This window comes from Motilimonas cestriensis (assembly GCF_021295315.1).
In the GTDB taxonomy this organism is placed as follows: domain Bacteria; phylum Pseudomonadota; class Gammaproteobacteria; order Enterobacterales; family CBDFNC01; genus Motilimonas; species Motilimonas cestriensis.
In genome coordinates this window covers 79,123-99,162 of record NZ_JAIMJA010000007.1, presented here as the reverse complement: position 1 = coordinate 99,162, position 20,040 = coordinate 79,123, and the positions used below count along the sequence as shown (strand labels likewise).

The following is a 20,040-nucleotide window of genomic DNA, read 5'->3' as shown; positions in this document are numbered from 1 at the left end:
AAGGTAGGCAATATGGCAATGAGTGCAGCGTTAGCTACACTCATTGCTTTGACGTTGGCTATAGCTCACTCGCATATTGATGCAAGGCCTTGATTATTTTGCACTTGCTTTCGTTTTGCTGATGTTCAATAAACAAATCTTCTAATTCGCTAATAAATTTCGGCCCTTGCTGATCAAAGTAGGCTTTACAATGATGCTGCCAACGTATTAGTTCCTCTTCATTTAAGGTATGAGGAAAATTACGGGCACGATATCTAAACAACATTTCAGGTAGTCGTGGATCAGCAAAATTAAATTCCATCGCCGCTAAGTTAATGGGATCAGCATCGCGAACTACTGTCAGTAAACTTTTGTCGCCCTGACTAAGAAATCCACCCGAGTAAATCATGCAATCAGGATCTTGAGTCTCATTTGGCGTGGGCGGCTGTTGATACACCTCAATCAGCTTTTGCTTGAGCTCAGGATGCTGAGTTAACAAATTGAGTGACTGACGACATTGTTGGCGGTCGATACCCAGCTCATCAGCCCGTTGTTCGGTGAGTGTTTTGGCCGTAGCAATAACCGGACATTTATTAACGTGCAGCAGTTTTAATGGTGGCCTTGCAATGCCTTCCGGTAAGTCTTCCGTTTTACTGTATAAATAACGCTGAATTTCCGCCACGCTCATTTGCAATAGGGGGCTCAGGTCTTTGTTGAGATCCACCAGAATAACGGCATTGCGATTGGTTGGATGCCAATCAATGGCTTTTACGTAGGAAGCGCAGCCTTGCAGTGCTGGAAACATGCCAGATACATGCACCAAAGGCGATTGTTTAATTAAAGACTGGTTAATGATTTCACCGACTTTTTTCTTGTTGCGCAAATTGAACAGATAATCATATAACTTAGGTTGCGCTTGTTTGATTAGTTTAGCCATGGCGATAGTCGCGCGCACATCAGATACCGCGTCGTGGGCACTTTCATGACTGATACCATTTTCTTTGGTTAATAATTCTAGGCGAAACGAAGGAATACCAGTATCTTGATCAACCACCCAATTAATTCCCTCGGGGCGCAGCGCATAGCAAGCGCGCACCATATCAAGAATGTCCCAGCGAGAATTGCCGTTCTTCCATTCACGCTCGTAGGGATCGTAAAAATTTCGATATAGACAATTACGGGTCACTTCATCATCAAATCGAATGTTGTTGTAACCAACCACACAGGTGTTAGCTTGGCTCATTTCATTGTGAATTTGCTTGATAAAGGTTGCTTCGTTTACCCCTTTTGCCATGGCGCGTTGTGGGGTGATCCCAGTAATTAAACAAGCCATGGGTTGGGGCAGGTAATCACTTGGCGGCTGACAATAAATCTCGACGGGAGCAGCTATTTCGTTTAAGTCGTAATCCGTGCGGATTGCGGCAAATTGCGACGGTCGGTCGGTGGCAGGGTTAAGGCCAAAAGATTCATAGTCGTGCCAAAGCAGAGATGGTGCAGGGTCTATCATGCAAGTCACTTGATTCAAACAGTTAAAATTTATTTGGCATCATACCTGAAGTAGGGCTGAGAGATGATAATTTCTACTCAATTCGTTAACAAAATCTATCATCAGCGATAATTAGGGCTAATCTTAAAGATAGAAAATGTGCAGGGAGAAACGTTATGGAACTATTGACCATTGCTAGTTATATGAATAAACGGCCAGTGACATTCAGAGTGGACGACCCCGTCGCTCACGCAGTCGAAAAATTACTAAGGTCAAATCAAATTGGTGGTCCAGTATTGGATGCAGAAAAGAAAGTCATAGGCTGGATTTCAGAACAAGATTGTTTAAAAAAAATGATTGAGTCGAGCTATCATTGTGAAAGCGCCGCTTTAGTTGAAGATATGATGCGAACCGATGTGTTGTCGTTACCTGCTAATGCCAGTATTTTAGATGTGGCTCAGCAAATGCTGCAGCCAAAGCCTAAAGCTTATCCGGTGGTAGATGAAGGTCGATTGGTGGGCATTATCACTCGCCGTGACATTCTTAAAGCGATTGATGTGCACTTGTCTGCTTGTTATGTCAAAACAGCCTAGCCTGGCTTTTAATAGGCTGATTATTTCACCACGTCAATTTAAGGGCTTAACGGCCCTTTGTATTTATCAATTTCTTGATTTCTGCTAGCATCGGCGACCTAAATTTCATGAGGGCCGAGTTTTGTCAGACGCAGTTAACGCACTTAAACAGCAAATTTCCCTTTGTCTTAAAAAAGATCAGTTTCGTTTGTTACGAAGCATGGATGGTGCGCTGAAAAAATCCGCTGGCCAAAACAGCGATAAAATCCTCGAAAAAATAGCGCAAGATGCCAAGCGCTCGAGTGCTATTCGCCAATGGCGCAGCGACAACCTACCTAAGGTTACTTACCCCGAAGCATTACCCGTAACGCAAAAACGTGAAGATATAGCGAATGCCATTCGCGATCACCAAGTGGTGATCATTGCCGGTGAAACTGGCTCAGGTAAAACCACGCAAATTCCAAAAATATGTTTAGAGCTTGGCCGGGGCGTGAATGGCTTAATCGGTCATACCCAGCCAAGACGCTTGGCTGCGCGCAGTGTGTCAAATCGTATTGCTGAAGAGCTCAACAGTGAGCCAGGCAAAACCGTAGGCTATCGTGTGCGCTTTACTGATCAGGTGAGTGACGAAACTTATATCAAGCTCATGACCGACGGTATTTTGCTGGCCGAAATTCAGTCCGATCGTTTTTTGAATCAATACGATACCATTATTATCGATGAGGCCCATGAGCGCAGTTTAAACATCGACTTTATTTTGGGTTATTTAAAGCGTTTATTGCCTAAACGCCCAGATCTAAAAGTGATCATTACATCGGCGACCATCGATCCGGAGCGTTTTTCTAATCACTTTAATGATGCTCCGATCATTGAAGTTTCGGGCCGTACCTTTCCTGTTGAAGTGCGTTACCGTCCACTTGAAGATACAGATGGCGATCAACTCGATGGCATCATGGATGCGGTGGATGAGCTGGGCCGTGAAAGTAATGGCGACATCCTTATCTTTCTTAACGGTGAGCGAGAAATTCGAGATACCGCTGACGCGCTGCAAAAACGTAACTTGCGTCATACCGAAGTGCTGCCCTTATTTGCGAGACTAAGTGCCGCTGAGCAAAACCGCATATTTGCCCCCCATTCGGGTCGTCGTATTATATTGTCGACCAACGTGGCGGAAACGTCTTTAACGGTGCCGGGGATCAAGTATGTGATTGATCCGGGGACGGCGCGTATCAGCCGTTACAGTTATCGCACCAAAGTACAACGCTTGCCTATTGAGGCGATATCTCAAGCCAGTGCGAACCAACGTAGCGGTCGTTGTGGTCGTGTCAGTGAAGGTATTTGTATTCGTTTATACAGTGAGGATGACTATAACAACCGCAGTGAATTTACCGATCCGGAAATACTGCGTACTAACTTAGCCTCGGTTATTTTACAAATGCTGGCATTGGGCTTTGGTGAAATTCAAAAGTTCCCATTTTTACAGGCCCCTGATGCGCGCAATATTAATGATGGTATTAAACTACTTGAAGAGCTTGGCGCGGTTAACAGCCAAGAGCGTGACCCAAGAAAACGCCTGACCATGATAGGTCAGCGTCTGGCTAAACTGCCCGTTGATCCACGTTTAGCGCGAATGATATTAGCGGCGCAAGATTTTAACTGTGTAAATGAAGTCATGGTGATTTCGGCCGCCCTGAGCATTCAAGACCCACGCGAACGGCCGCTGGATAAGCAGCAAGCGTCTGATGAAAAACACCGCCGCTTTCATGACAAAGACTCAGACTTTTTGACCTTTTTAAACCTTTGGCAATACCTCAAAGAGCAGCAAAAGTCCTTGTCTGGTGGTCAGTTTGGCAAAATGTGTAAGAAGGAATTTTTAGCCTACATGCGCGTACGTGAATGGCAGGATATTTACACTCAGATCCGGCAAGTGATCAAAGAGCTCAATATTCCCATTAACACTGAGCCTGCAGACTACGATGCCATTCATTGTGCGTTGATCCCAGGCATGTTGTCTCACCTTGGCTTTAAAGATAAAGACCAAGAGTATTTGGGCGCGCGTAACAGTAAATTCTTTTTATTTCCCGGCTCTGGCTTATATAAAAAGCAACCAAAATGGCTATTGGTGGCTGAGCTGGTTGAAACGTCGAAACTTTATGGCCGCATTGGCGCACGCATTCAGCCGGAATGGATTGAGCCACTGGCGCAACATTTAATTAAGCGCAGTTACAGTGAACCCCATTGGTCGAAAAAACAAAATGCGGTCTATGCCCTTGAAAAACAAATGCTCTACGGCATTCCTGTGGTGGTTAACCGCAAAGTATTATATTCCGACATTGACCCTCAATTATGTCGTGAGTTATTTATTCGCAGTGCGCTAGTGGAAGGCGAATTTGACACTAAATTTGAATTCTTCAAGCAAAATCAAGCGTTGCGTTTAGATATTGAAGAGTTAGAGCATAAGTCGCGCCGCCGCGATATCTTGGTTGATGACCAAGTATTATATGAATTTTACGATAAAAAAATTCCCCAAGACGTGGTGTCAGGCACGCACTTTAATGCTTGGTGGCGTAAACAAAGCAAACGCTTGCCGGAATATTTAAATTTTGAGCGTGAACAAATGATGGCGCATGACGCCGAGCACATCACCGGCAACGCTTACCCAGATTTTTGGCACCAAGGCGGCTTTAAATTGAACTTGGATTATCACTTTGAGCCTGGCGCAGCTGATGACGGTATTACCCTTAATGTACCATTGGCAATTATTAACCAGTTAGAAGACAAAGGATTTGATTGGCTGATCCCCGCGCTGCGCGAAGAGTTGGTAGTGAGTTTAATTAAATCATTGCCTAAATCATTGCGCCGAAATTTTGTCCCGGCGCCTAATTATGCTGCAGCAGCGTTGGCGAATATGTCACCAGATGATGGCCGCTTAACGGACAGTTTAGCAAAACAACTATTGCGTATGACGGGCGTGCGAGTGGAGCCCGATGCGTGGGATCTCAATGCCATTCCTGAACACTTACAAATGAAGTTTAAGGTGCTCAATAAAAAGGGCAAGGTACTCGCTCAAGGCAAGCAGCTAGGTGAATTGCAATTGCAATTACAAGGCGAAGTACAACAAGCATTGTCAACGGTTGCCGATAAAGGCATCGAAAAAACGGATATTGTTGATTGGAACTTTGGTGAGCTGAAAAAAGAGTTTGTTAAAGACCACGGTGGTTATGAAGTAAAAGCCTTCCCCGCGCTGGTGGATAAACGCAGCAGCGTGGCCATTGAGCTGTTTGATAGTGAAGATAGAGCGCTACAAGCTAGTCGCATTGGGATGCGCCGTTTAGTGCTGCTGAATGTGCCATCACCGATTAAATACTTGCAAAAATCGTTACCAAACAAAGCCAAATTGGCCATGTACTTTACGCCATTTGGTCAGGTAAAAGACTTGATTGATGATTGTATTGCCGCTGCTGTTGATACCTTGTTGGAAAAACGCCCACTGCCAAGAACTGAGCAAGAATATGAGCAAGCAAGAGAGCTTGTACGCGCCGAGTTAAACGAGCAAACCTTAGCCATTGCCAATGTGGTTGAAAAAGTGCTCACCGCTGCTAATAGTGTTAACAAAAAGTTAAAAGGTAAGGTTGGGTTAGATATGATCATGGCTCATGGTGATATTAAATCGCAACTAGAGGGCTTGGTTTATAAAGACTTTGTTAGCGACATTGGTTACCGCAAGTTGCCTGATATAGAGCGTTATTTAAAAGGGGTATTACGACGCTTAGAAAAGCTGCCAATTGATCCCAGTAAAGACCGCTTACACACCTTAGAAATGGAAGGGCTGCAGTCACAGTATCACTCAATTATCAAAAGCTTACCTAAGGGCGCTGCCGTCCCAGAGCAAGTGATTGAGCTGCGCTGGATGCTGGAAGAGTTACGGGTGTCTTTGTATGCTCAGCAACTTGGCACCGCCGTGCCAGTGTCAGCCAAGCGAGTAAAAAACCTGATCAACGAAATAAACGAGTCGCTTCGCTAGCCTTCCTTAATGAAACTTACACACATTAGACTTTAGTCTAGTGTGTGTAAGCTGCTGATATGTAAATTTTATTTACCAACTCGTGAATATTAATTCACATTTAGTGCGCATATATGTAAAATAACTCTGCTATTTTACGGCTAAACGCTAACTTTGAGTGGCTTTTAGACGGCTAAAACGGTAGGATACCTGCGAAAAAAGTCCAGCATATGGGCTTTTTTCAAAATAATAAAAAAATATATAAGAAAGTGATGTAAATCCCATCCTTATTAAACCGCAGCGATTATATCGAATAATTATCTGTGGAGATTGGTTTGCGACAGTGAAAGGATTTTTCAACTGTGGGCAGACTTTTTTAGGAATTCACACCGAAATCCGGACGAAGTCCGATAGCTGTAAGTAGGTGTAAAAATTTCAAACAATAAAAGCTTGGGCAAAGAATCGCCTTAGTCGGCTTTTGCCTGTTTAATTGGAAGGACGTGTCTATGACAAATAGAGAACAGAGCGCACAGGGTCTATATGTGCCAGAAATGGAACACGATGCATGTGGTATCGGATTTGTAGCTCATCTAAAAAACCGTAAGTCTCATGAGATTGTAACGCAAGCCCTAGACATGTTAGCTCGCATGGAGCACAGGGGTGGACAGGGTTGTGATCCTTGTAGTGGTGATGGTGCAGGTATCTTACTGCAAAAGCCACATGAATTCTTAGTTGAGCAAGCGCTTAAAGAAGGGATTACTCTTCCTGCATTTGATCAATACGGCGTGGGTGTTGTGTTGTTTCCACAAGATGCAAACCAGCGTCAACAGTGTCGCGAAATTTTAGAGCGCAACGTAGAACGTTTAGGCCTAAAAGTCATTGGCTACCGTGAATTGCCAACCGACAACTCTATGTTAGGCGCGGATCCATTAAGCACCGAACCGCATTTTGAACACGTATTTATTACCGGCGGCGCGGATTGCGACCCAGCGGTACTAGAGCGTAAATTATACGTACTACGTAACTATACGGTACGTATCTGTTTAGAGTCTGTTTCTGGTATTGAAGATAACTTCTATATCAACTCGTTCTCTTACAAAACGATTGTTTACAAAGGTCAGTTAACCACTGAGCAAGTACCACAGTACTTCCTTGATTTACAAAACCCAGGCATGGTAACGGCACTGGCGTTAGTACACTCTCGTTTCTCAACAAACACATTCCCAAGATGGCGTTTGGCACAACCATTCCGTTACATCGCGCACAACGGTGAAATTAACACTGTTCGCGGTAACATTAACTGGATGAAGGCGCGTGAAGCGATCCTTGAGTCAGACCTATTCAGCCCTGCTGAAATCGACATGTTATTACCTATCTGTAAAGACGGTATGTCAGATTCAGCTAACTTCGACATGGCATTAGAATTAATCGTATTGTCTGGCCGCTCATTGCCACATGCATTAATGATGATGATCCCAGAAGCATGGCAAGAAAACAAAAACATGGATCCAGCCCGTCGTGCGTTCTACCAATACCACGCGAACATTATGGAACCATGGGATGGCCCTGCGTCAGTATGTTTCACCGATGGTGTACAAGTAGGCGCGACACTCGACCGTAACGGTCTGCGTCCATCACGTTACACTGTGACTAAAGATGATTTCCTAGTAATGGCATCTGAGTCAGGTGTGGTTAAGATTGAACCAGAAAACGTTGAATACCGCGGTCGTTTACAACCGGGTCGTATTTTTGTTGCTGACTTAGAGCAAGGCCGTATTATTTCTGATGATGAAGTAAAAGACGGTATTGCAAAATCTAAGCCTTATGAGCAGTGGATCAAAGATAATCTTATTACGCTTGATTCTCTGCCAGCAACGGCGAACAACTACGAGCAACCTCCTGCTAACGTATTGCTGCATAAGCAACAAGCGTTTGGTGTTACGTCTGAAGAATTGAACGAAATTATTGTGGCGATGGCAGGCACTTCAGGTGAGCCACTAGGCGCAATGGGTGCTGACTGGCCTTTGGCCGTACTATCTCACCAGTCACAGCATTTATCGCACTACTTTAAGCAATTGTTTGCCCAAGTAACGAACCCGCCAATCGATCCAATTCGTGAGCGCATGGTGATGTCACTTAAGACTTACTTAGGTAAAGACCAAAACTTATTGGCTGAAACACCTGAGCACTGTCATAAGATTGAACTGGAATCACCAGTTCTGACTAACGCGCAATTAGAAAAAATTCGCAGTGTTGACCACAAACACTTACAAGCTAAAACGTTAGACATCCTATTCACCGCCAACGGTGAACCTGGCATGCTAGAAAAAGCCATTAATAAGGTTTGTCGCTACGCACAAGATGCAGTTGAGGAAGGTTACTCAATCATTATCCTTTCTGACCGTAACGCAAACTCAGATCACGCCGCTATCCCAGCCATGCTGATCACCGGCGCGGTACATCACCACCTTATTCGCAATGGCCTACGTGCTAAAGCGGACATTGTTGTTGAAACGGGTGATGCGCGTGAAACACATCACTTTGCAACCTTAATAGGTTACGGCGCTAACGCAATCAACCCTTATCTTGTACTTGAAACGATTGTTGAATTACAAAAACGTAACAAGCTAGATAACAGCGTTACTGCGGACAAACTGTTTGAAAACCTGCGTAAAGCGGTAGATAAAGGTCTATTGAAGATCTTCTCTAAAATGGGTATCTCAACGGTTCAGTCATACCACGGCGCACAAATCTTTGAAGCACTTGGTGTGAGCAAAGCGGTGGTTGATAAATACTTCACCGGTACGGTTTCTCGTATTCAAGGTCTGTCTATTGATGACATCGCAAGCGAGACATTAGTACGTCATCGTTTTGCTTACCCACTACGTGAAATTCCAGTGAAAACACTGGATGTGGGCGGCGTATATCAATGGAAACAACGTGGTGAGAAGCATTTGTTTAGCCCTGAGACTATCTCATTGCTACAACAATCAACGCGTAACCGTGACTACGGTATGTTCCAGCAATACGCTGACGCGGTCAATGCACAAGGTGATAACGCGGTAACGCTGCGTAGCCAATTTGTATTTGACCAAGCGCAGCTAAAACCAATTTCAATTGATGAAGTTGAGTCTGCGGAAAATATCCTGACGCGTTTTGCTACTGGTGCGATGTCATTTGGATCTATCTCTCACGAAGCGCACTCGACACTAGCGATTGCGATGAACCGTATTGGCGCTAAGTCGAACTCGGGTGAGGGGGGTGAAGATCCAGTACGTTTTGAACCAAAAGCGAACGGCGATTGGGAACGCTCTGCAATCAAACAGGTTGCATCAGGTCGTTTCGGGGTTACCTCGTACTACTTGACCAACTGTGAAGAAATTCAGATCAAGATGGCACAAGGTGCTAAGCCAGGTGAAGGTGGTCAGCTGCCCGGTCATAAAGTTGATGACTGGATTGGTGCTACACGTCACTCAACACCGGGTGTAGGTCTTATTTCACCACCGCCGCATCACGATATTTACTCAATCGAAGATTTAGCGCAGCTGATTTTTGATTTGAAAAACGCCAACCGTAAAGGCCGCGTTAACGTTAAGTTAGTATCAGAAGCGGGCGTAGGTACTATTGCATCAGGTGTAGCGAAAGCGAAAGCAGACGTGGTACTGATTGCAGGTTATGACGGTGGTACTGGTGCATCACCTATTTCATCTATTCGCCACACGGGTCTTCCGTGGGAACTCGGTCTAGCTGAAACACACCAAACGCTATTGAAAAACGGTCTGCGTAACCGCATCGTGGTTCAAGCTGATGGTCAGATGAAAACACCGCGCGATTTAGCCATTGCCACACTATTAGGTGCGGAAGAATGGGGCGTAGCAACAGCAGCACTAGTGGTTGAAGGTTGTATCATGATGCGTAAGTGTCACTTGAACACCTGTCCTGTTGGTATCGCGACGCAAAACAAAACATTACGTGACCGTTTTGATGGCCGTGTAGAAGATGTTGTTACTTTCTTCCAATACATGGTGCAAGGTTTACGTGAAATCATGGCTGAGCTAGGTTTCCGCTCAATCAATGAGATGGTGGGTCAATCACACATTCTTAAAGTGCGTGAAGACATCAAACACTGGAAATACAAAAACCTAGACTTAAGCGTTGTACTGCATAAAGCATTACCACGTGATGAAGATGGCATGTTCAAGCAACGCGACCAAGACCATGGCTTAGACACGGTACTTGACCGTAAGCTGATTGAAGTTGCACAACCTGCCTTACTAGAAGGTAAAGCGGTTAACGCTGAATTTGACATCATCAACACTGACCGCTCTGCCGGTACTATGCTGTCGAATGAAATCTCTAAAGTTTACAAAGACAAAGGCTTACCACAGCCAATGCATGTGAAGTTTAAAGGTAGCGCGGGCCAAAGCTTAGGTGCATTCCTAGCCAAAGGTGTGACGTTTGAAGTTGAAGGTGACGCAAACGACTACTGGGGTAAAGGCCTGTCTGGCGGTACATTAGTACTGTACCCAGATGCAAAATCGACCATTATTGCCGAAGACAACATTGTTGTAGGTAACGTGTGTTTCTACGGTGCAACCTCAGGTGAGTCTTTCATTCGCGGTATGGCGGGTGAGCGTTTCTGTGTACGTAACTCAGGCGCTAAAGTGGTTGTTGAAGGCATTGGTGACCACGGCTGTGAATACATGACCGGCGGTGTGGCAATCATTCTAGGCAGTACTGGCCGTAACTTTGCTGCGGGTATGAGTGGCGGTGTGGCATATGTTTATGACGTGAACGGCGACTTTAAGTCTAAGTTAAACGACGAACTGGTAGACCTAGACCCACTAGAAGCTGAAGACGTTGCTTTACTAAAAGATATGATCACTAAGCAACATAAGCTAACTGGCTCTGAAGTAGCAGAGCGCTTCTTAAATGACTTTGAAATTAGTCTTAAGAAGGTGGTTAAAGTGATGCCACGAGATTACAAAGCCGTTTTACTAAGAAGAAAAGCGGAAGCAGAGCAGAAAGAAGCGGAGGCCGTATAATGGGTAAGCCAACTGGATTTCTAGAACATGGTCGTGAACTACCAGGAAAGGTATCAGTTCAAGAGCGTATTAAAAATAACGATGAGTTTGTCAAGGATGCTGAATTTGGCGCAAAAATCCAAACACAGGCTTCTCGTTGTATGGACTGTGGTGTGCCTTTCTGTCACAGCGGCTGTCCAATCGGTAACATCATTCCTGAATTTAATGATGCGGTTTACCGTGACAGTTGGGAAGAAGCTTGGGATATCCTAAGCTCAACCAATAACTTCCCTGAATTTACGGGTCGTGTATGTCCTGCTCCTTGTGAAAGCTCTTGTGTATTGGGGATTAACCAAGACCCAATCACTATCTGTAACATCGAGAAAAACATCGTTGAAACGGCGTACGCTAAAGGCTACGCCAAGCCAAAGACGCCAACATCACGCACCGGTAAAACCGTTGCTATCGTTGGCTCTGGCCCTGCTGGTTTAGCGGCTGCAGAGCAGCTAAACAGCGCCGGTCACACGGTAACCGTGTTTGAGCGTGACGAAAAGGTTGGTGGTCTACTGCGCTTTGGTATTCCTGATTTCAAACTTAGCATGGCGGTTATCGATCGTAAGATTGATTTAATGGCGCAAGCAGGCGTGAAATTTGAAGTGAATGCGCATATCGGTGTTAACGTCGATGCTAAGCAACTGCGTGCAGACTTTGATGTGGTATTGCTAACAGGTGGCTCAACTGTGCCACGTGATCTGCCAATTCCAGGTCGTGAGCTAAAAGGCGTACACTTTGCCATGGAATTTCTTGGTCAAAACAACCGCCGCGCTAACAACATGGATCTTAAGGGTGAAGAAATTCACGCCAAAGACGACCATGTAGTGGTTATCGGTGGTGGTGATACGGGCTCTGACTGTGTGGGTACCTCTAACCGCCATGGCGCAGCAAGCATCACGCAAGTGGAAATTATGCCGATGCCACCAGAGAAGCGTACCGAGAACATGCCTTGGCCTTCTTACCCTATGATCTTAAAAACATCGACTTCTCATGAAGAAGGTGTGGATCGTAAGTGGTCAATTCTAACCAAAGAATTTATTGGTGATGAAGACGGCAACGTAAAAGAGCTAGTGGTAGCAGACATCGAATGGGAAGAAGCTAAACCAGGTCAGCGTCCAGGCTTTAAAGAAATTGAAGGTTCAGTACGTTCAATTCCTTGTACTAAAGCGTTCTTGGCAATGGGTTTCTTACACCCAGAGCCAACTGGCGTGATTGCTCAGTTAGAAGTTGAACTTGATGAGCGCGGAAACGTTAAAACTGATAGTTTCCAAACCAGTCAAGCAGGTGTATTTGCAGCGGGTGACATGCGTACAGGTCAATCTTTAGTGGTACGTTGTATCAATGAAGGTCGTGAGTCTGCACGTGCAATTGATGAATTCTTAATGGGTAACACCAACCTAGAATGTATCAATAACTCACTGATGCGCTCAGCATAAAATAATTTTAAGTAACACCAGTTCCAATTTTGCCAGTCCGAAGGGACTGGCTTTTTTGTTTCTGGCGCAATTTTTTAATAGGAGTTGTGTTAAATGAAGCTGAGTAAGCGATTAACTGCGATTGCTGACCATGTGAATGTAGCTTATCCACATATTTGGGATTGCTGTTGCGACCATGGCTATTTGGGACGCGTTATTCTCGATAAGGTGCTAGAGCAAGAAAAATCAGCCAAGGTACATTTTGTCGATTGCGTTGCCAGCATTACCGCGCCATTGGTCTCGCAATTACAGCTGAAAGCAATCGACAGTCAATACTGGCAAGTACATTGTATTGATGTGGCTTGTTTGCCATTGCATCCATTAATCAACCAACGCCATTGTGTGATCATTGCAGGGGTGGGGGGAGAGCTTACTTTACAGCTAGTTACGTCATTGCTGGAGCAATTTCCAGCTCACGATATCGAATTTGTACTTTGTCCTGTTCACCATCAATATGCCCTGCGCCAAGGATTAATCGCACTGGGTTTGCAGTTAGTTGCTGAGCAATTAGTTGATGAAAATGGTCGTTTTTATGAAATTATGGTGGTTAGTAAGCAGGGCCAACACAGATTATATGAAGTGGGCAGTTTGATGTGGCAACACACAGAATCAAGACATTTAGTGTATCTTCAAGCAAAAATTAAGCATTATCAGCGTTTAGGCTTGGGTGGGCAGTCGAGTACAGGTATCATAACCGCTTATCAGAACTTGTTAGCTAAGCTTCATCCTACGCTAAATAAAATCGAGGGAGAGTATTAATGGCAAGTGTATTTCTAAGATTGGAATTGTTATGAGTTATATTGCTTTAGCTGAACATAAAAAAGCGTGGATCTTCAATCGTCAAGATCTGCCCATTAGTGACGAAGATAAAGCCCAAATTAAACCGATGCAAGCAAGTCGCGCGGCAAACTTTTGGAACATGACCATCAGTAAACAAGTTGATCACCCTGACTTTTTCAAAAAAGGTGATTGGCCGTTTTCATTGCAAACCTGGCAAGACCAAGGTGAGTGGGAGACGGTATGGGACAGTGAAGAAACCGCACTGCCTGAAATGATAACCGATCACCTTAATTGGCAAGGCAACACCACGGTATTTTTCTGCAGTGACCGTTACAGTATTATTGAAACCACTTGGGAAGTGTTTCAACGTTGTTGGAAAAACTTCTTGTTTCTCGACGACGGAACCTTGCTCATCGGCAAAAAACGTGAACAAGTGGTGCAATTTATGTCTAATGGCACGTTTCGGGTTGGTGTTAAGCCTGGCTCGTAACATGCTAATATCACAACTATTATTTACAAAATAATTAATACCTGTCGCTAATTATTCACTCTTTTTGCATCTTTTTGTCAACGGTTGTCATTAGAGTTCCTTGCTCTATTAATGCAAGGAGCACAAAATGAAACGCCCAAGTTTATCTAAACTCGCCTTATTAACCGCTGCATTTACGGTGAATGCACAGGCGAATGTCCTTTTTACCGAATATGTTGAGGGCAGTGGTAACAACAAAGCCATCGAATTAACCAACCTTTCCACCACCGCCGTCGACTTATCTGAGTTTCAAGTTACTCTTTTTTCAAATGGTAAAACCACTGCTACGGTAAGCCAACGTTTATCTGGCATGCTTGCCCCTGGTTCAAGTTATGTGATTGCTAACGCTCAAGCCCAATCTGAATTAAAAGAGAAAGCGCAGCTTTTATCGGCAGTGACCAACTTTAATGGCGATGATGTTTTAGTGCTTAGTCAAAATGACCTGACCATCGACCGGTTTGGCCAAAAAGGAACCGATCCGGGCAGTGCTTGGGGCAATTCAAACATTACTAGCAAAGATCGCACGCTACGTCGTCTTGAACAAGTCCAACAAGGTGATACTGATGAGTTAGCTGATTTTGATTTATCGCTGCAATGGCAAGAGTTTAGTAAAAATGAGTTTGCGGGACTCGGCTGCAGTGGCTTAACGTCTTGCTCTGATACCGGCACCCCAGTGGTGACTTTAGGGGCTTGTGGTGATGTGGCTACGCCCCTTAATCAAATTCAAGTAGCACAAGATACTAGCCCACTTAAAGGTAAAACCGTTGAAGTGGAGGGGGTAGTGACCGCTGCACTACAAGGCAGTGATCAGATGCGCGGCTTCTATGTGCAAAGTTTAACCGGCGATCGCGGTCTATTTATTGCCAATGCTGAATACAATGTGAGTCCCGGTCAACACGTGCGCTTATTGGGTGATGTGGCCGAGGTTTACGGCAATACCCAGTTAAATGACATTCAAGGCATGCGTGATTGTGGTGAGGAGGTTGTGCAAGCGGCTGACCTAACTCTGCCATTAGATCAATCATTAGAGTTACTAGAAGGGCAAATGGTCACGCTGAACCAGCCTCTTCACGTTACCTTAGATTATAACTTCAGTCGTTATGGTCAAATTTGGTTATCGTCAGGTAAAGTGTTCCAGCCGACTGATCGCTACCCAGCTAATTCTAGCGAAGCGATTGACTTAGCTAAATTTAATAAAACAAATATGCTGTTAGTCGATGATGGCTCTAGCAAACAAAATCCAGAATTAATCCGTTATTTCCCGCAATTATCTGCTGACCAGCCACTGCGTAGTGGTAGCCAGGTTAATCAAGTAACTGGCGTTATTCATTACGCTTATGGTCAGTATCAGTTGATCCCAACTGCGGATGTTGAATTTATTGATGCCAACCCAAGAGCCTCGCAACCTGCCTTAACTGAGCGTGGCAACTTAACGCTAGCGAGTTTTAATGTGCTTAATTACTTTGTTAATTTAGCCACCGAAAAAGGCTCGCCATACCGCGGTGCCAACTCTGCTATTGAGCTTGAGCGTCAACGCGACAAAATTTTCTCAGCCCTGCAAGCCATTGACGCTGATGTGTTTGGTTTAATGGAGCTTGAAAATAATGGCTTTGGCAGTGACAGTGCAATACAAGACCTGGTAAGTGGCTTGAATAATCAATTGGGAGAAAATCAATATGATTACATCCGCCCTACACAAGACCGTGTAGGTGCCGATGCCATTACCGTGGGCATTATTTACAAACCTAGCCAAGTGAAGCCAGTGGGCGATGTTGTCTTGCTAACGGCTTATCCATTTGATGAGCAAACGCAAAAACACCGTATCCCAATGATCCAAACCTTTGAGCATTTGGCTACAGGTCAGCAATTCACCGTTGCCGTGAATCACTTCAAATCAAAAGGCAGCAGCTGTGACAGTTTAGGCGACCCTGATTTGGGTGATGGCCAAGGTAACTGTAATGGTTTACGCACGGATGCCGCAACAACGCTGGCGCAATACATCAATGAAAATATTGCCGGTAATGCAGTATTAATGGGTGACTTTAACGCTTATAGCCAAGAAGACCCGATGCTGACTTTTGCCGACTATGGCTTTAATACTGTTACCATGGCCGAGGATTCGTATTCTTACTATTACGATGGACAGGCTGGCAGCTTAGATCATGGTTTAGTTAACGAGGCGCTGGCTGGAAAATTGGTGGCAGCAACGGATTGGCACATCAATGCCGACGAGCCAAGAGTGCTAGATTACAATGTTGAGTATAAATCTGACGCACAATTACAGCGCTTCTATGCACCTGATGCTTATCGTTCATCGGACCATGATCCTGTGGTAATGTCATTTGCACTAGAGCCTGCCAAGGCGAAAGTAGAATTTGCGCAAAGTGATCTTTGGCTGGATGAATCAGCGGGAATGATAAAAATTCCAGTCAAGCAAATGGGTAAGCTATTAGGTGCTAAGGCAACCGTGCATTTTGAAACGCACTGGGGCACAGCCGAGGGGTGGAATGATTATACCAGCCCATATTGGGGTCGATTAGTATGGCACGCACAGTCAGAAAATGGCGCTAAACAAGAGCAGCAGTTTATTGAATTGACCATTAACGATGATCAACTTGTTGAAGGTTTAGAAAACTTTACGCTGAACTTGGTTTACAGTGAAGGTGTAGCATTAGGCAAGCAACAACAGTTAACGGTACATATTCGAGACAATGACTGATAGCACTGACAGCCAATAATTCGTAATTAATAAGTGAAGGGAGCAGTGGAAACGCTGCTCCCTTAATTTACCAGCATATCATGCCACGTAAATTTGCATCTCTTCGCCAATCTTTTTACGCATATCCATCAGTTTGATCGCCGTATCGTGTTGACGGATATCTTCTTCTGTCTCCGGCACCCAAGTCGGTACACGAGCCGATTGACCAAACTCATCGACAGCTACCATGATCACGATACAGTGTGTGGTGAGGCGGCGATTTAAAGATTTCGGATCACAGGCAATCACTTCAAGGGCAATATGCATTGACGATTTACCAGTGTAAATAACCTTAGCGTTAACTTCTACTAGGCTGCCAACTTGGATTGGGGCCACAAATTTAATGCCGCCTGCGTAAGCGGTGACACAATATTTACCACTCCAGCCTGCTGCGCAGGCATATGCCGCTAAATCTATCCACTTCATTACGGCGCCGCCGTGAACCTTACCGCCAAAATTAACGTCTTGGGGCTCGGCTAAAAAGCGTAAAGTGATGTCTCGTTGTGGGGTTACCATTGAATTTTTCCTTAACCTTGCAGATTGTTACAGCAAATCTGATATCGTATTGCAGTTTATGCACTGAGTTTAAAACTGCAATCACTAATTGCAGGCAATCAGGTTGTACTACCATAGTGAGGACCAGATTGAAGCCTTACAACAATTTATTTATCAATTAAGCAAGAGCGGCAAGCGCCACCAATGAGAAGATTAATTGGTCTTACCCCACTTAAATATGTGATGTCGCCTCCCATTTAACCTCATGATTATGGCTACAGTACTGTGGTGGTTAATAAGCTCAAGGTGATTAGTTGTTGTCGAGCAATGAGTTAAGCATATTCGATGAGGATGGTATGAGACCCACTCTGAGACCAAAAGGTTTGAAGACTTTATTCAATATGTCTGTTTTGTAATTACCACGATCATTCTCTATATCAGAGAGTGTTTTTCGGGACACATCAACGAGCTTTGCGTAAACATCTTGCTTTAAACCTAGCACATTGATTCGAAGCTCTTTTAATGCCTGACCTTGAGTTAGTTCGCCAAACAGTAGTTGTTTAACTATTTGATTGACTATCCTGCTGCGTTCGGCTGCTTTTGTAGGTAGGGTCTTTTTTGATGCTCTTTGAGACGTTCGAGCTCGGGTGTTAATAGCATCAGCTTTGACCTTGTCATCACTTTGTATCTGCTGGGAGCTTGCGGTCTGTTTGCGATTTTGTCGAAGGCGATTGACGACGTCATTTACAGACTCTTTGGATGATTTGGTAGTATTGCTCATAACAGCCCCCACTTTTTCAATTTTTCAGGGATATGATTAAATCCAATCGCTGGCATTTCTATGATCTGCTCTGGAACCCCACGAGCTATCAGTCTTTGTTTAAGCTCAAGGCACTTTTGAGCCGTATCTTTAAGCTCGCGAAGTAACAATTCACTCGGCACAAGGTCTGACAGTGATTCTGCAATACCGATAAAATGGTAAGTGCCGCCAACTTCTAGTGGGGCTTTCCATTTTGTCGTTCTTGGGATCCCTTCGGGATCGGCTTTCATTGGGGCAAAATCGTAGATAGGGGCTAACTTAATATAACCATCACCTTTTAAGAATGAGGTGTTTCTACCATGATTATCGCTATTGCCAAATAGGATGTTGAGTAAGTCTCTCTTAACCCACTCTACAACAAAGCTTGGAACATCAAAGGCATACCCTTGATTTTTCACCATGTGGCTTTGAGTGATTTTATCTATTAATGCTCTGATAGTCGCTTCATGCTCTAACATTGCTCCTGCACTTTTATTTAGCATGGAGTAAACCGACTCTACTGCGAATTTTTCAATTTGTTGCGCTTGGTTAAAGTGAATGTCAAATCTAGGCAGCCATAAGGAAGGGTAGTTTAGCCCTTCTTCTAGTCGCATATTTTGGATTGAAATGGTATCAAAACCCATCGCGGTGAGTTCGTGATAATAATGGAATTCAGCTCGAAGTATATTGCAGTCAACTGGGCTTCTTGAGCCTCTCGGATATTTGACTAAATAGTGTAGATCTTGGTTGGTGCTATCATCTTGATAAGGATCTATCCATATTTTAGTTTGCTCTGTGTTTGCGTTAGAGCAACGTAATATGAGTTTAGGTGCTTCACCTCCTGCACCGGTTGCACCACCAGGTGTAGCGCCTCTTTGTTGAGCATAATCTAAAAAGTCACTTGCACGGTTTTTTACATCGTCTAAAGAAAAGTAGAGGGTGTCTGACTCTTCATAGCGTTCCGGCAGCGAGTCTTTTACGCGCAAATTGCCGATAGGCGACATGGTGCCAAACCTGAGTAAAACATAGTTTTGTTCATCAATTGACAAATCCTCTATGTCTAGATGCTTGACCCAATAGCGCCTGCTTGCCCCACTTGGCATGATGTCATCAAGAAAAGTTAGCCATCCAGGCCTGCCCATATCGTCAAAGTAAAAAGATACAGGCAGGTTGATTGATACGGCGTGTAAGTCATCTTTTTCGTGATGCTCTAATGCGTAGTCGCCGAGGTAATTGAGTTCAGTCACTCGGAAGTTGTTCTGTTCACTTTTAGGAAATGAGATGACAGCAATATCTAGCCATTCACCTTTGATAAAAGCTTGTATGTTTAACTCTTCCATCGAGGACTCCATTTTATTCATGAGTAGTATAGTACTCATTAGGCTCAATTTTATCAATTAATGTATAAAATGTTACGCATTAATAGATAAGGAAGCTTGTAGACCTGAGCTTGCTTAGGGAAGGGGCTTAGGATAAGTCATCAATCGCGATATTCGCGCAGCGAGCTGTGCTACCAATGGCAATCCAAGCAGGTTAGGCAGCTGATTGATGACATTTTTAATCATCTTACTAATTTAACCATCGTACTAAGCCATATTATTGCCGGGTACGGTGGAACTGCCTCTACAAGACAGCTCGATAGCACCATAGCAAGTTAAATGTTGTTGATGGGCAGCAACGTTTGCTGCATTTATATAAAGGAATGATTTACGGCAAGGTCAAACGATACTGAATCGAACTTGTCTATTATCATCGTCTAAGGCGATAGTCTTCTGGCTAAGCCCTTATTATGAGTAAGTTTTCGACAGATGAGTGAAGAGGTAAGTCGAAGCGGTCACGAAAATTTCACTTTATACCTGTTGCAACACTTGCGTTACTACTTGTTGAAATAACCATAAATGAAAACAATCACCATTTGCTGAATGTTGCATTGGCTAACTTGATGTTGTTGTTCATTATACTTGTGCGCGCGATGGATGAGGCAATCAATATTTAGTCACTTGCCTTTCAGGTCTTAAAAAACCGTGCTCGTGAATTGTATTTACTGCTTGTTTTTGTATCGAATTTAGCAAAGTCAATGTTATCT

11 protein-coding genes are annotated in these 20,040 nt (G+C 44.2%); 7 read left to right on the top strand and 4 right to left on the bottom strand.

What is annotated here, in order from left to right; translation table 11 throughout:
• Positions 1-58: 58 nt before the first annotated feature.
• Complete coding sequence (gene sbcB / locus K6Y31_RS08655) at positions 59-1,486, bottom strand: exodeoxyribonuclease I (protein ID WP_233052390.1); 1,428 nt, start codon at positions 1,484-1,486, stop codon at positions 59-61.
• A 155-nt stretch (positions 1,487-1,641) separates the two neighbouring features.
• Between sbcB and K6Y31_RS08650 the strand changes: the two genes are divergently transcribed.
• The 7 genes from K6Y31_RS08650 (at position 1,642) to K6Y31_RS08620 (ending at position 16,621) form a co-directional block, all read left to right on the top strand.
• Positions 1,642-2,058, top strand: a complete 417-nt coding sequence (locus tag K6Y31_RS08650) for a CBS domain-containing protein (RefSeq protein WP_233052389.1) — start codon at positions 1,642-1,644, stop codon at positions 2,056-2,058.
• A 121-nt stretch (positions 2,059-2,179) separates the two neighbouring features.
• Positions 2,180-6,061, top strand: coding sequence for an ATP-dependent RNA helicase HrpA (gene hrpA / locus K6Y31_RS08645; protein WP_233052388.1), 3,882 nt, complete (start codon positions 2,180-2,182; stop codon positions 6,059-6,061).
• Positions 6,062-6,546: 485 nt separating this feature from the next.
• Positions 6,547-11,085: a glutamate synthase large subunit gene (gene gltB / locus K6Y31_RS08640; protein WP_233052387.1), complete on the top strand. Its 4,539-nt coding sequence runs from the start codon at positions 6,547-6,549 to the stop codon at positions 11,083-11,085.
• A complete protein-coding gene (locus K6Y31_RS08635) occupies positions 11,085-12,554 on the top strand; it encodes a glutamate synthase subunit beta (protein WP_233052386.1) in 1,470 nt (489 codons plus the stop codon). The genes gltB and K6Y31_RS08635 overlap by 1 nt, the downstream gene beginning before the upstream one ends.
• A gap of 93 nt (positions 12,555-12,647) precedes the next feature.
• Positions 12,648-13,352, top strand: a complete 705-nt coding sequence (locus K6Y31_RS08630; protein WP_233052385.1) for a tRNA (adenine(22)-N(1))-methyltransferase — start codon at positions 12,648-12,650, stop codon at positions 13,350-13,352.
• Between the two features lie 31 nt (positions 13,353-13,383).
• Complete coding sequence (locus tag K6Y31_RS08625) at positions 13,384-13,863, top strand: DUF2947 domain-containing protein (protein ID WP_233052384.1); 480 nt, start codon at positions 13,384-13,386, stop codon at positions 13,861-13,863.
• A 127-nt stretch (positions 13,864-13,990) separates the two neighbouring features.
• Entirely contained in the window at positions 13,991-16,621 is a 2,631-nt protein-coding gene (locus K6Y31_RS08620) for an ExeM/NucH family extracellular endonuclease (protein WP_233052383.1), read from the top strand.
• Positions 16,622-16,699: 78 nt separating this feature from the next.
• Here K6Y31_RS08620 and K6Y31_RS08615 read toward each other — a convergent pair whose 3' ends face one another.
• From K6Y31_RS08615 to K6Y31_RS08605, 3 genes are all read right to left on the bottom strand, one after another.
• The gene (locus K6Y31_RS08615; protein WP_233052382.1) at positions 16,700-17,176 is read right to left on the bottom strand and encodes an acyl-CoA thioesterase; all 477 of its coding nucleotides are present in this window, start codon (positions 17,174-17,176) and stop codon (positions 16,700-16,702) included.
• A 289-nt stretch (positions 17,177-17,465) separates the two neighbouring features.
• Positions 17,466-17,936, bottom strand: coding sequence for a helix-turn-helix transcriptional regulator (locus tag K6Y31_RS08610; RefSeq protein WP_233052381.1), 471 nt, complete (start codon positions 17,934-17,936; stop codon positions 17,466-17,468).
• Entirely contained in the window at positions 17,933-19,294 is a 1,362-nt protein-coding gene (locus K6Y31_RS08605; protein ID WP_233052380.1) for a type II toxin-antitoxin system HipA family toxin, read from the bottom strand. The genes K6Y31_RS08610 and K6Y31_RS08605 overlap by 4 nt, the downstream gene beginning before the upstream one ends.
• Positions 19,295-20,040: the final 746 nt, after the last annotated feature.

Bases quoted from the DNA above. Each gene is read 5' to 3' on its own strand.
- K6Y31_RS08610 (WP_233052381.1), bottom strand. From the start codon at position 17,936: ATGAGCAATACTACCAAATCATCCAAAGAGTCTGTAAATGACGTCGTC.
- K6Y31_RS08625 (WP_233052384.1), top strand. From the start codon at position 13,384: ATGAGTTATATTGCTTTAGCTGAACATAAAAAAGCGTGGATCTTCAAT.
- sbcB (WP_233052390.1), bottom strand. From the start codon at position 1,486: ATGATAGACCCTGCACCATCTCTGCTTTGGCACGACTATGAATCTTTT.
- gltB (WP_233052387.1), top strand. From the start codon at position 6,547: ATGACAAATAGAGAACAGAGCGCACAGGGTCTATATGTGCCAGAAATG.
- K6Y31_RS08615 (WP_233052382.1), bottom strand. From the start codon at position 17,176: ATGGTAACCCCACAACGAGACATCACTTTACGCTTTTTAGCCGAGCCC.
- K6Y31_RS08605 (WP_233052380.1), bottom strand. From the start codon at position 19,294: ATGGAAGAGTTAAACATACAAGCTTTTATCAAAGGTGAATGGCTAGAT.
- K6Y31_RS08630 (WP_233052385.1), top strand. From the start codon at position 12,648: ATGAAGCTGAGTAAGCGATTAACTGCGATTGCTGACCATGTGAATGTA.
- K6Y31_RS08620 (WP_233052383.1), top strand. From the start codon at position 13,991: ATGAAACGCCCAAGTTTATCTAAACTCGCCTTATTAACCGCTGCATTT.
- K6Y31_RS08635 (WP_233052386.1), top strand. From the start codon at position 11,085: ATGGGTAAGCCAACTGGATTTCTAGAACATGGTCGTGAACTACCAGGA.
- K6Y31_RS08650 (WP_233052389.1), top strand. From the start codon at position 1,642: ATGGAACTATTGACCATTGCTAGTTATATGAATAAACGGCCAGTGACA.